The 11,348-nt window shown below is 74.4% G+C and carries 13 protein-coding genes; 9 read left to right on the top strand and 4 right to left on the bottom strand.

The genetic code is table 11. The features are described 5' to 3' along the window. Positions 1-61: 61 nt before the first annotated feature. Positions 62-703, bottom strand: a complete 642-nt coding sequence (locus AB0K65_RS11735) for a TIGR03086 family metal-binding protein (protein WP_365715628.1) — start codon at positions 701-703, stop codon at positions 62-64. A 63-nt stretch (positions 704-766) separates the two neighbouring features. Here AB0K65_RS11735 and AB0K65_RS11730 point away from each other — a divergent pair, with 63 nt between their 5' ends. The 3 genes from AB0K65_RS11730 to AB0K65_RS11720 all read left to right on the top strand — a co-directional run bounded on the left by AB0K65_RS11730 (position 767) and on the right by AB0K65_RS11720 (position 3,260). Next, a complete protein-coding gene (locus tag AB0K65_RS11730) occupies positions 767-1,576 on the top strand; it encodes a helix-turn-helix domain-containing protein (RefSeq protein WP_365715627.1) in 810 nt (269 codons plus the stop codon). Between the two features lie 490 nt (positions 1,577-2,066). Further along, complete coding sequence (locus AB0K65_RS11725) at positions 2,067-2,696, top strand: alpha-ketoglutarate-dependent dioxygenase AlkB (RefSeq protein ID WP_365715626.1); 630 nt, start codon at positions 2,067-2,069, stop codon at positions 2,694-2,696. A gap of 183 nt (positions 2,697-2,879) precedes the next feature. After that, positions 2,880-3,260 carry a DoxX family protein gene (locus AB0K65_RS11720; protein WP_365715625.1) on the top strand — a complete coding sequence of 127 codons (381 nt, stop codon included), beginning with the start codon at positions 2,880-2,882 and terminating at the stop codon, positions 3,258-3,260. A gap of 39 nt (positions 3,261-3,299) precedes the next feature. Here the strand turns inward: AB0K65_RS11720 and AB0K65_RS11715 are convergent, their stop codons facing one another. Next, positions 3,300-4,451 carry a saccharopine dehydrogenase NADP-binding domain-containing protein gene (locus AB0K65_RS11715; protein WP_365715624.1) on the bottom strand — a complete coding sequence of 384 codons (1,152 nt, stop codon included), beginning with the start codon at positions 4,449-4,451 and terminating at the stop codon, positions 3,300-3,302. 71 nt (positions 4,452-4,522) lie between these two features. On the opposite strand from AB0K65_RS11715, the gene AB0K65_RS11710 reads away from it, so the two are divergent. Then, positions 4,523-5,530 (top strand): helix-turn-helix domain-containing protein, encoded by a 1,008-nt coding sequence (locus AB0K65_RS11710; RefSeq protein WP_365715623.1) that lies wholly within the window; start codon positions 4,523-4,525, stop codon positions 5,528-5,530. On the opposite strand, the gene AB0K65_RS11705 is transcribed toward AB0K65_RS11710, so the two are convergent. Beyond that, positions 5,514-6,104 carry a DUF642 domain-containing protein gene (locus tag AB0K65_RS11705; protein ID WP_365715622.1) on the bottom strand — a complete coding sequence of 197 codons (591 nt, stop codon included), beginning with the start codon at positions 6,102-6,104 and terminating at the stop codon, positions 5,514-5,516. The two genes, AB0K65_RS11710 and AB0K65_RS11705, sit on opposite strands and share 17 nt — an antisense overlap. Before the next feature lie 480 nt (positions 6,105-6,584). Here AB0K65_RS11705 and AB0K65_RS11700 point away from each other — a divergent pair, with 480 nt between their 5' ends. Together AB0K65_RS11700 and AB0K65_RS11695 are read left to right on the top strand one after the other, a co-directional pair. Continuing rightward, positions 6,585-7,094 (top strand): hypothetical protein, encoded by a 510-nt coding sequence (locus tag AB0K65_RS11700; protein ID WP_365715621.1) that lies wholly within the window; start codon positions 6,585-6,587, stop codon positions 7,092-7,094. A gap of 197 nt (positions 7,095-7,291) precedes the next feature. After that, entirely contained in the window at positions 7,292-8,584 is a 1,293-nt protein-coding gene (locus tag AB0K65_RS11695; RefSeq protein ID WP_365715620.1) for a PP2C family protein-serine/threonine phosphatase, read from the top strand. Here AB0K65_RS11695 and AB0K65_RS11690 read toward each other — a convergent pair. Next, positions 8,512-9,477: a pirin family protein gene (locus tag AB0K65_RS11690; protein ID WP_365715619.1), complete on the bottom strand. Its 966-nt coding sequence runs from the start codon at positions 9,475-9,477 to the stop codon at positions 8,512-8,514. The two genes, AB0K65_RS11695 and AB0K65_RS11690, sit on opposite strands and share 73 nt — an antisense overlap. 139 nt (positions 9,478-9,616) lie before the next feature. Here AB0K65_RS11690 and AB0K65_RS11685 point away from each other — a divergent pair, with 139 nt between their 5' ends. From AB0K65_RS11685 to AB0K65_RS11675, 3 genes are all read left to right on the top strand, one after another. Next, entirely contained in the window at positions 9,617-9,961 is a 345-nt protein-coding gene (locus AB0K65_RS11685; RefSeq protein WP_365715618.1) for a tetratricopeptide repeat protein, read from the top strand. Between the two features lie 113 nt (positions 9,962-10,074). Next, on the top strand, positions 10,075-10,530 hold the full coding sequence (locus AB0K65_RS11680; RefSeq protein WP_365715617.1) for a hypothetical protein: 456 nt from the start codon (positions 10,075-10,077) through the stop codon (positions 10,528-10,530). Positions 10,531-10,639: 109 nt separating this feature from the next. Further along, complete coding sequence (locus AB0K65_RS11675) at positions 10,640-11,302, top strand: DUF305 domain-containing protein (RefSeq protein WP_365715616.1); 663 nt, start codon at positions 10,640-10,642, stop codon at positions 11,300-11,302. Positions 11,303-11,348 lie beyond the last annotated feature (46 nt).

The following is an 11,348-nucleotide window of genomic DNA, read 5'->3' as shown; positions in this document are numbered from 1 at the left end:
AGGCTTCCGGGCCGCGGCCGGTCACGGACGAGGCTCCGGAAAGGCTTCCGGGCCGCAGCGGTCAGGGACGAGGCTCCGCGAAGGCACCCGGGTCGCGGCCGGTCAGGGCGAGCAGGGTCTCGAAGCCGGAGGCGCCCGGCGCGATCGGACAGGGCTCGCCGAAGACGCCCCGCTGCCGGGCCATGGGCGCCATCTCCCGTACCAGTGAGAGGAGTTCGCGCACGCACTCTCCGTCCGGCGTGAAGCTCTGCCCGCTCGCCCGGGCGAGGTCCCAGGCGTGCACGGTCAGGTCGATCAGCGCCAGGCCGCCCACCGTCCGGGCCGGGAGGCCCAGCGCGCCGCTGGTGCCCTCCTCGGCGCCGGGCGCCGACCAGGCCAGGACCAGGCGGGCGGTCTCGTCCGCGAAGCGCTCACGCCAGTCGGGTCCGAACGTGCCGACGTAGTCCGGGGTGGCGGAGAAGTCCGGGGTCTCCTTGGCCGCCAGGGCCTGGAAGTTGACGACGACCTGGAAGAGGTGGTTGAGCAGCTCGCGGACGGTGAACCAGTCGCAGGGCGTGGGGGCGCCGAGCCCGTCGTCCCGCAGGCCGCCCACCACGGGGACGGCGGCGCGGGCGGCGGCGGCGAGGAGGGCACCCACCCCCGGCGGAGCGGGCGGCGGTGCGAGGGGGTGTGGGCCGGGTACCTGGTGAGCGGTGTTCGTCATGGCGGCACCGTAGGAGCGCGCCGTGGGCCCCGGCTTGAAGAAACGCGACATAGGATCGCCTCCATGGCAGGACCGCGGCGCGACACCCGGGGCATCATGGACGCCTCCGGGCTGCTGTCGCAGGTACGTTTCCGCCGTCGCGAGCCCGCCGTGCCGCTGCGGCCGTACGTGGAGCACTACTGGCTCGTCGACTGGGCACTGGACACGCCGTACGTGACGCGGGTGGTGCCGCACCCGTCGGTCAATCTCGTCTTCCAGCGCGACGACGACCGCGCGGCCGGCGCCCTGGTGTCCGGTGTCGGCCGGGAGCTGTTCACGCGTGAGCTGGCGGGGACCGGCCGGGTGTGCGGGGTGCAGTTCCGGCCGGGCGCTTTCCGGGTCTTCGCGCCCGCCCGGCCGGTGTCGCACTGGACGGGCCGGCAGGTGCCGCCGGCCGAGGTCTTCGGGCGGGAGACGGCACGGGACGTCGAGGCCGTCCTCGGCCCGGAGCGGGAGGACGCGCGGGTCGCCGCCCTGGACGCGTGCCTGCTCGCCCTGGGCCCGGAGCCGGACCCCCGGGCCGAGGCCGCCATGGCGCTGGCGGACCGGATCCGGCAGGACCGCACCGTGCGGCGGGTCGGCGCGCTCGCCCGCTCCGAGGGTCTGTCCGTCCGTTCCGTGCAGCGGCTGTTCTCCGCGTACGTCGGGGTGAGCCCGAAGTGGGTGGTCCTGCGCTACCGCATCCACGAAGCCCTTGAGCGTGCGGCCGGCGCGGCCGACCGGGCCGTGGACTGGGCCGCTCTCGCCGCCGAGCTGGGCTACAGCGACCAGGCACATCTCGTCCGCGACTTCACCGCGACGGTGGGCGCGCCGCCGACCGCGTTCGCGCGCTGACACCCGTGGCCGGGGGCCGGACCGGGAAGCCGAGGAAATTCCGGCGTGCGAGGAATGGGCCACCCGATCCGGGGCACCCGCCTGGCAGGCCCCGCCGCGTACCCCCCCGTCGCGGCGGGGTCTCCTGCGTGTCGCGGCACGGGACCCGGCCCGGAACGTAAGGGGCCCCACCAGGCCGGGGGGGGTGACCGGTGGGGCCGACGAGCCCGTATGACGGGGGGAGACACAGGGGCTCGTGTCTGGAGTGTGGCACGTCGGGGCCCTCACCGGACACCGAAACGCCGTCTTCCGCGCCGTCCGTCCGAGAATCATGCTGACGGATCAGCGTCATGCCGGTCCGAGGCCAGGGGATCAGGCGGCGGAACGGGACGTTCCGGCGGACGCGCGCAGGGACCGGGCACGCCGGGCCGAGGGCCCCGCCTCGCCGCGGCGGCCGGAGCACGAACCCGCGATTCGCTCACTTGTTCGTTTTATTGGATAGTCTTGAGGAATGCACGCACATCTCCAGGCCTCGCTGTTCGACCAGGGCGACGACATGCGGCTCGGTCCGCTGCACGGCGTACGGCGACGCGAGCTGGGGAGCGGGGCCTGGATCGACGTGCTCCCCGGCTGGCTGACGGGGGCGGACGCCCTCTTCGAGGAGCTGGCCGCCGGGGTCCCGTGGAAGGCCGAGCGGCGGCAGATGTACGAGCGGGAGGTCGACGTGCCCCGTCTCCTCGCCTTCTACCGGGAGGGCGAGGCGCTGCCGCACCCGCTGCTCGACGAGGCCCGGTCCGCCCTGTCCGCGCACTACGCCCCCGAGCTGGACGAGCCGTTCGTCACGGCCGGGCTCTGCCTCTACCGCGACGGCCGTGACAGCGTGGCGTGGCACGGCGACCGCACCGGCCGCTCCGCCACGCGGGACACGATGGTGGCCATCCTCTCCGTGGGCGATCCCCGCGACCTGGCGCTGCGCCCGCGAGGCGGCGGCGCGGCGGCCCTGCGCCTGGCGCTGGGCCACGGCGACCTGGTGGTGATGGGCGGGTCCTGCCAGCGGACCTGGGAACACGCGATCCCCAAGTCGAGCCGCGCGGTCGGCCCCCGGATCAGCGTCCAGTTCCGCACCCGCGGCGTGTCCTGACATCACGTCCCGCCGGCAACCGCCTCCCTCGCCCCGCGCCTCCCGTGCGCGCGGGCCGTGGGGCCGGGGCTCCCGTGAGCCGGGGCCCCCTCCGGGCGAAGCCGTATACCGGCGAGGCTTCTTACCGGCTGGTAACGTCCGCGTCGACGCCGTAGCCGGTCCGCTCTTCCCCGGAGGAATCCGATGCCCCGATCGTTCCGTCCCGCCCGCTCCGCCCTCCTGCTCGCCGGCCTGCTGGCCTCCGCGGGCGTGGCCCATTTCGTCGCCCCGAGGCAGTTCGACGCCACGGTGCCGCGGACCCTTCCCGGCAGCCCGCGGGTCTGGACCCAGGCCAGCGGCGTGGTGGAGCTGGCGCTGGCCGCCGGCCTCGTGGTCCCCGCGACGCGCCGGGCGAGCGCCCGCGCCACCGCGGTGTTCTTCGCCGGGGTGTTCCCCGCGAACGTCAAGATGGCGTACGACTGGCGGAACCGCTCGCCGCGCGCCAGGGCCCTCGCCTACGGCAGGCTTCCGCTCCAGGTTCCGCTGGTCCTGTGGGCCCGGCACGCCGGCCGCGCCGAGGGCTGACGGAGGACTTCCGGCCCCCCGGCGGGGGCCGGGGGCGCCTCAGGAGCGCTCGGGAGGGGCGGTCAGCGACCACGCGAAGCCGCCCGGCCCGTCGCCCGCGCCGTCCTCGAGCGAGGAGAGGAAGTCGGCCGCGTCGAAGAGCGCGCCCGCCGGCACGACACCGGCCGGCCGGGAGCGTACCGGCCCGCCCGAGCCGCCGTCCGTCCTCTCGCCGTCGGAGGTCCGGCCGTCGAGGATCCGCGCCACCGCCTCCACGGCCAGCGGCGCGCTGATCGCGTAGATGTCCCGGCCCCGGGCCACGGCCCGCCGCTCCTGGCCGTCGAAGCGGACGACGACCTCGACGAGGAACCTCTGGTCGGAACGTCCGCGCTCGTCGACGGCCGCCGGGGGCGGCGTGTCCGGGGACGCCAGGTCCTTGACCGCCTCGGCGCTCATGAACGTCCGCATCTCCGGGATGCGCACGTGCCGCGGGACGGTGACGCTGTCCGCCATGGTGAACTCGCCCACCACGTCCCGGTCCCCGACCGGCTCGGGAAACGACCAGCGGGACAGGGGCGGTTCGCCGGTGCGGTACTCCAGGCTCCCGTTCGTGTGGAGGCGGCGGCGGCCGTTCCGGCGCTCGCGCGAGACCCGGCCCGCCGCTCGCGTGCCGGCGGTGGGGTGCCAGCTGCTCAGTGCGTAGGCGGTCACCACCTCGTCCGCCTCCGCCCGGTCGCCCAGGGCCGCGGAGACCAGGAGGTCGCCGAGGCCGCCGTAGAACGCCATCGCCGGGACGACCACCGTCCCCGCCTCACGGGCACGGTCCCCGAAGCGCGCGAACGTGTCCGCCACGGCCTCCAGCTCCGCCGCGACGTCCACGTACGGAATCCCGGCGCGCAGCGCCGCCTCGATCACCGGGGCGGCCGTCAGGGCGAACGGCCCGGCGCAGTTGACGACGGCCACCGCGCCCGACAGGGCGCGGTCGAGCGAGGCCGGGTCGTCGACCGCCGCCGGCCGTACGTCGAGGCCGTGGTGCTCCGCCGCGAGCTCCCGGAGCCGGCCTGCGTCGCGGCCGGAGAGGACGGGGGTCCAGTCCCGTGCCAGCAGCTCCGCCAACACGAAGCGCCCCGTGTGCCCGTAGGCGCCGTAGACCACGACCGTGCGGTCCGGAGGAGTGGAGTGGGAGTCTCGTCTTGCCGGTGATGCGTTCATGCGGCCATCCTGTCCGCCCGGTGCGCGCCTCCGTGAGTGGCGGTAGTGCCACGGCCCGTACACTTTCGGACATGAGCAGTGTCAGGGTCGCGCTGGCCGTCACCGAGGGTGTCCCGCACTTCGAACTCGCCGCCGCCTGCGACGTCTTCGGCGTCGACCGGTCCGACCTCGTCGACCCCTGGTACGACTTCACGGTCTGCGGTCCCGCCTCCGTGGGCGTCGGCGACCGCTTCCGGCTCGCACCCGACGAGGGGCTCGACGGGCTCGTCCGCGCCGACACCGTGATCGTCCCCGCGTGCGCGGACCCCGCCGTGGAACCGCCCGCCGATCTGGTGGAGGCCGTACGCGCCGCGCACGACGCCGGTGCGCGGGTGGCGTCCCTGTGCACGGGCGCGTTCGTGCTGGCCGCCGCCGGGCTGCTGGACGGACGGCGGGCCACGACGCACTGGTGGCACGCCGCGGCGCTGGCCGCCCGCCACCCGCGCGTCCGGGTCGACCCCGACGTGCTGTACGTCGACGACGGCCGGGTCCTGACCTCCGCGGGCAAGGCGGCGGCGATGGACCTGTGTCTGCACCTGGTCCGGCTCGATCACGGCGCCGCGGTCGCCAACGCCGTCGCGCGCCGCCTCGTCGTACCGCCCCACCGGGCGGGCGGCCAGGCGCAGTTCGTCGCCACGCCGGTGCCGGAGCCCCGGGACCACTCCCTCGACGCGCTGTTCGCCTGGGCGTTGGCGCGGCTCGACCGGCCGCTGACGGTGGAGGACCTGGCCCGTCGGGCGAGCATGAGCTCGCGCAACCTCGCGCGCCACTTCCACGCCGTCACCGGGACGACTCCCCTGCGCTGGCTGTCCACCCAGCGGATCCACCGTGCCCAGGAGCTTCTGGAGACGACCGACGACAGTGTGGACACGATCGCGACGGCGACCGGCATGGGCACCGCGACCACTCTGCGCCGCCACTTCCACCGCACGCTCGGTGTCCCGCCGGACGCCTACCGGCGCACGTTCCGCAGCGCCCGCCCCGCCGCTCCCTCTCCCCCTGCTCCTCCTTCCCCTCGTGCTCCTACTCCTCCACGGTGACGTCCGTGATGACGGCGCCGCAGTGGCCCTCGGTCACGGAGTCGAACCGGAGGTGTGAGACGCGGGACCGCGCGGTGAAGGCGTAGGTCGCCGTCCGCCAGTCGGCGCGGACGCCGTCGGGGGCACCGGCGTTGAAGAGGCGCTCGGAGTCAGGGCCCGCGCCGGAGACCGCGAAGCGCAGGTTCCGGGACTTCTCGCAGCCCGACCACGTCTCGGTGCCGTACCGGAAGGTGACGGTCACCACGCGACCGGGGGTGGTCGGCACCGCCTGGGAGATCCCGCCGATGCCGGTGCCGTTGAGGCTGACGGCCTGGGACGGCGAGCCGGTCTTCGCCCACTCCGCGGACTCCACGTCCACCGAGCCCGAGGTCACGGTCCAGCCGGGGATGGTGTTGAAGCCCGTCGACACGTTCTGGTATCCGCTGCCGAGCTGCGGCTGCGTGAACGACGGGTTGGTCACCGGAAGGAACCGTTCGGCGGGCTCGGCGTGGGCCGGCACCGCCGCCGTCAGCAGGAAGGCCGACGCGGCTGCGGCGCCGAGCAGGACACGGCCGAGGGCGGGGGTGGGAGGCATGACGGATCTCCGTTCTGTCGCGGACTGAGGCCGCCCCTACTCTTCCCGCCCGTCACGCACTGTGACGAGCCGTCGGCCTCTGTCACCCGAAAGTGTCGTGGGGGCGGCCGAGCGTCCGTCCGAGGCCACGGCGTTCCCGGACAGCGGGCCACTGAGGGGGGATGGTGGTCGGATGCGATCGACGACCACCCGCAGCGGCGCCTCCCCCCGGGCGTGCGACCCACCACCTCGCGCGGGTTCCACGACCGCGGCGCGCCACGCGCCCGCCGGCCCTGCCGCCCCCGAGGAGTGTCCGGAAGGTGTCGGCGTCCGTCCCGAGGGCGGGGGCTGCGGTGGCCGGTGGGTGCGATCGCGAGGCGGAGGACGCAGACATGGCGCGGCCGCGGCGACCGACTGCGGCGCGATCGTGCGTGCGGGGCGTCGCGGCACAGGCGAGGACCGGCCACGCCCCAGGGGCTGCCGCACGCGAGGGGAAGGGCCGTGACCGCACCGGAGACGCCGGAGAAGCCCGGCCCCTCGGCCGACCGGTCCCCCGGCCGGCCCTCCCCCTGGCTGCGCCTGCTGCCGGGCATCTCGCCCGAGCGCCGCGGGTTCGTCCTCGCCTGGTGGGGCTTCGCCCTCACCTTCGGCGGGATGCGTCTGCTCACCTGGCTGATCCACATCGACATGGCCGGATTCGGCGATGTCGAGGCCGGCGGCGTCCACCTCCACCACTACGTCTGGGGAATCCTGCTTCTCGCGGGCGTGGGAGCGGCCTCCCTGGCCGACCGCTCGGCCCGGGCGCGCGCCTGGATGGGGCTCGCCTACGGAGTGGGGCTTGCTCTGGTCGTCGACGAGGCGGCTTTGCTGATCAGCCTGGAGGACGTGTACTGGGACACCGAGGGCGGAGTCAGCATCGCCCTGGCCATCGGTGTGATCGCCGTCGCCGGCAGCGTCCTCGCGGTGACCGGCGGCCGTCGTTCCGGGGGTTCCCGGCGGGGCGGCCCGTGAGCCGCGGGGCCGTCCCCGGGGTGCCCGCGAGGCGACCGATCCCGGACCCCGCGTACGGATGACCGATGCCCGGACGGGCGCTCGGACGTGCGCCCCGCCGCCTCACCGTTCCGGTGTAAGCGATCTCGCACCCGGCGACGGCGGCGTGAGAACGAGGGCTTCGGGGGCATAAGAAGCGGCGACTTAGGGAGGTTGCCGTGGACGGTGACGTGTGGGGGCTGGGAGACGTTCTGGCCGAGGCGGAGGACGCCTCGCCGGTGGAGTCCGTCGATGTCGTGGCGCGAAACCTGCAGAAGCGGTTCGGAGCGACCTGCGTGTCGTTCCTGTTCCTCGACCTGATCGGCGAGGAACTCGTACGGCTCACCACCGTCGACGGGGCGGAGAGCGGGCACGGGGAGTCGCGCATCGGCCTGCGCGGCAGCGTGTACGAGAAGGTGCTGCGGTCCCAGCGTCTGCACGTGGAACCGGACGGGGACGAAGACCACCGGGTGATCTCGCCCGTCACCAACCGTGGCGACTGCGTCGGCGTGCTGGAGATGACGCTGCCGAGCGCCGACGAGGCGGTGCTGCGTCAGGTGAGCGAGGCGGCACACGCGCTGGCGTACATCATCGTCACCGACCGGCGGTTCACCGATCTCTACCACTGTGGCCGGCGCACCACGCCCACCAGCCTGGCCGCCGAGATCCAGCACCAGCTGCTGCCGTCCGCGGCCTGCTGCGAGGCCGCGCAGTTCGCCGTCGCCGGAGGGCTCGTACCGGCCGACGACATCGGTGGCGACACCTACGACTACGCCCTCGACCGGGACACCCTGCACGTGTCCATCACGGACGCGATGGGGCACGACACCGAGTCGGCGCTCCTGGCGACGCTGCTGCTCGGCGCGTTGCGCGGAGCGAGACGCGTCGGCTGCGACATCGCGGAGCAGGCCCGGCGCGCGCATCGGGCGCTGCTCCACCACGACCGGGGGATCGCCACCGGCCAGTTGCTGCGCATCCGTCTCGACGACGGGAGCGCGCAGCTGGTCAACGCCGGCCATCCACGGCCGCTGCGGCTACGGGACGGCGTCGTGGAAGAGCTGCCGATCTTCGCCAACCTGCCCTTCGGTGTCGCCTCTCCGGTCGACTACCGGGTGCAGGAGGTGGACCTGCGCCCGGGTGACCGGCTGATCATGCTGACCGACGGCATGCAGGAGCGCACCGCGGCCGAGGTGGACCTCGCCGCGCTCGTGCGGGACAGCGGCGATTTCCATCCCCGCGAGACCGTACGGGCGCTGGTCACCGCCGTCCGCGAGGCCTGCCGGGGGCACCTGCAGGACGACGCCACCGTCCTCTGTCTGGACTGGTACGGCACCCACCGCACCAGCCGCCACACCGACGCCGAGGAGGCCGAGGCCTTCGCGACCAGGCTCGGCGGGGTTCAGCGCACCCTTCCCCGCGGCTTGAGCGCCACCGGCGGTAGCTCAGGGGCGGGCAGGCGGCCGCCGTCGTAGCCGTGGACCTCGCCGAAGCGGGTGCTCGTCATCCAGTCCGTGCGGGCCGCCTCGATCTCCTCGTGGGAGCGGCCGATGAAGTTCCACCACATGACGATCTCCTCCTCGAACGGCTCACCGCCCAGGAGCATCAGGCCCGCGTCGGAGGAGGCGCGCAGGGGCAGTTCCGTGCGGCCGCAGCCGAGGTAGAGCATGGAGCCCGGAAGGACCGGGACGCCGTCGACGTGGGCCTCGCCCGACATCGAGAGGACCGCGTACTCGAAGTCCGGTTCGAGGGGGAGGCGGGCCTCCGCGCCCGCCTCCAGGGCCAGGTCCGCGCCGACGAGGGGGCTGTAGACGGTGCCGGGGGACTCGGCGCCGTCGAGCGCGCCGAGGATCACGGTGGCCGTGACGCCGGGGGCGGTGACCTGCGGCAGCGTCGCGTGGTGCTGGAAGTGCGGGTCGACGTGCCGGTGGGCGTCGGGGAGGGCGACCCAGAGCTGGGCGCCGTGCAGGAGGCGGGCGTGGGGGCGGGGGCTCTCCTCCGAGTGGGAGATGGCCCGGCCGGAGGTCATCAGGCCCAGCTCACGCGGCCGGACCGTCTGGAGGCTGCCCGTGCTGTCGCGGTGCAGCACCTCTCCCTCGTGCAGCCAGCTCACCGTCTGCAGTCCCATGTGCGGATGCGGCGGCACCTGCATGCCGGGCTCGTCCGCGATGTCGTCCGGGCCGTAGTGGTCGACGAAGGCCCACGCCCCCACCATGCGGCGGCCGAGGTTGGGGAGCAGCCGGCGGACCTCGGTGGACTCGCCGAGCTGGACGTGGCGGGGGCTGAGGAGTTCCCGTACCGGCTCGGCGACGACGAAGCCGCGGCCGCCGCAGACGTTCAGCGCGGCCTGTCGATCAAGATTGCTCATGGCGCTCAACCTATTCCTGTCCGGGCACGGCGCGCGCACGCCCACGCGACAATAGTAGTGGAATGTTCAACCATGTGGAGGTGTTGACGGAGACACCTCCCCCAGGGTGACAGAGCGGGGGGCCGGCGAAGGGAACGAAGTGAGCGAGACCTACTACGAGTTCGGGACGGCCGGCGAGCGCTGGGACCGCGCCCGGCTGTTCTTCGAGGCGAAGGAGTACCTCACGGCCGCCCGCATCCTGCGCGGCCTGGTCGCCGAGCACCCCGGGCAGACGGCCCAGCGCCTGCTGCTGGCGCGTGCCTACTACCACTCGGCGCAGCTCTCGCGGGCCGAGACCGAACTCCGCGCCGTGCTGGACCGGGACCCGGTGGAGCACTACGCCCGCCTGATGCTCGGACGCACGCTGGAGCGCCAGGGGCGGCCCGCGGAGGCGGCTCCCCATCTCCGGCTCGCCGCCGCGATGTCCGGGGACGTCGCGGAGTAGTCGGACAGGGGTGCGGGCGGGGCCCTCGGCCAGGTGTCCGACGGCCTTGGGTAGGGTCGGGTCGGGAGGTTCGGATCGTGGGCGCGCACCGGCTGGGACGTGAGGGACGGCGAGTGGGTGGCGCCGTGGCGCACCTGCTGCTCGTCGTCCTGCTCGCGCTCGGCGTGTTCGTGATGCACACGGTGGGGCACCCCGACGGCGCCTCCGCGGGCGACGCGACCGGCACGTCCCACGGCGCGCCCGCGGGCGACGCGACCGGCACGGTTCATGTCTCCGCCGCCGCCGGAGTCCGCGCACCTGACGGCGTGACAGGCGCGGCGGGCCGAGAGGCCCCCGCGGAGACCGGGTCGCCCGCCCCGTCACACGACTCCGGACTGGCGATGGACATGACCACGCTCTGTGTGGCCGTCCTCGGCGCCTGGCTGATCGCGGGGCTCGTGCGGGCGGCGCTCGGCCGTCGCCGCGACCGGCCGGCCGCGCTCCTCGCCCGCCTCCGGGCCGGCCTGGGCCCGAACGCCCCGCCGCCCCGGCCTCCCGACCTCGCACAGCTGTCCGTCCTGCGGATATAGGCCTGATCCGCCCCCGCGGGTGCCTAATGCGCCCGCGGACGCGCCCTTCAGCCCTTTCCGCGCGTACGCACGAGCGTACGCCGCACCCACAGCACACGAGGTGTGACACATGCGTGCCTTCACGAACCCCACCGCCCGGAAGCTCGCCGTCGCCGGCGCCGTGACCACCGCCGGGCTCCTGCTCTCCGCCTGCGGCTCCGGCGACACGTCGGCGGACGGGTCCGGTCACGGGCCGGACCACGGGGGCAAGCCCTCCGCGTCCGCCACCGCCACCGCCCCCGGGTCCGACACCGCACCCGGCGCGTTCGACGACGCCGACGTGATGTTCGCCCGGATGATGATCCCGCACCACGAGCAGGCCCTGGAGATGGCCGGGCTGGCTCGCGGGCGGGCCCAGGACGCCGAGATCAGGAGGCTTGTCGCCGAGATCGAGAAGGCCCAGGGCCCCGAGATCCGGAAGATGAGGTCCTGGCTCGCCGGGTGGGGCGAGCCCGAGTCCGCCGGCCACGACGGGCACGACGGACGGAACGGCCACGGGATGTCAGGGATGGTGTCCGAGCAGGACATGAAGGACCTCGCGGCCGCCCGGGGCAAGGCCTTCGACAGGAGGTTCGCCGAACTGATGATCGCCCACCACGAGGGTGCGGTCGAGATGGCGAAGGCCGAGCAGAAGAACGGCCGCAACAGCACGGCCAGGAAGCTCGCCGACGACGTCGTCCGCACCCAGTCCGCCGAGGTGGAGCAGCTGCGCGGGATCCTCGGCCGGCTCTGATCGGCGCCGTTCCGGGCGGGTCCCAGGCCACGCGTGGCCTGGGACC

It is taken from the genome of Streptomyces sp. NPDC053755 (assembly GCF_040677675.1).
Taxonomy (GTDB): domain Bacteria; phylum Actinomycetota; class Actinomycetes; order Streptomycetales; family Streptomycetaceae; genus Streptomyces.
Note: the sequence above shows the minus strand (reverse complement) of the source record. Positions and strands in the feature narration are given on the sequence as shown.

Coding starts and splice junctions, on each gene's coding strand:
- AB0K65_RS11690 (WP_365715619.1), bottom strand. CDS start 9,477: ATGAGCAATCTTGATCGACAGGCCGCGCTGAACGTCTGCGGCGGCCGC.
- AB0K65_RS11710 (WP_365715623.1), top strand. CDS start 4,523: ATGAGCAGTGTCAGGGTCGCGCTGGCCGTCACCGAGGGTGTCCCGCAC.
- AB0K65_RS11715 (WP_365715624.1), bottom strand. CDS start 4,451: ATGAACGCATCACCGGCAAGACGAGACTCCCACTCCACTCCTCCGGAC.
- AB0K65_RS11705 (WP_365715622.1), bottom strand. CDS start 6,104: ATGCCTCCCACCCCCGCCCTCGGCCGTGTCCTGCTCGGCGCCGCAGCC.
- AB0K65_RS11720 (WP_365715625.1), top strand. CDS start 2,880: ATGCCCCGATCGTTCCGTCCCGCCCGCTCCGCCCTCCTGCTCGCCGGC.
- AB0K65_RS11675 (WP_365715616.1), top strand. CDS start 10,640: ATGCGTGCCTTCACGAACCCCACCGCCCGGAAGCTCGCCGTCGCCGGC.
- AB0K65_RS11725 (WP_365715626.1), top strand. CDS start 2,067: ATGCACGCACATCTCCAGGCCTCGCTGTTCGACCAGGGCGACGACATG.
- AB0K65_RS11730 (WP_365715627.1), top strand. CDS start 767: ATGGCAGGACCGCGGCGCGACACCCGGGGCATCATGGACGCCTCCGGG.
- AB0K65_RS11735 (WP_365715628.1), bottom strand. CDS start 703: ATGACGAACACCGCTCACCAGGTACCCGGCCCACACCCCCTCGCACCG.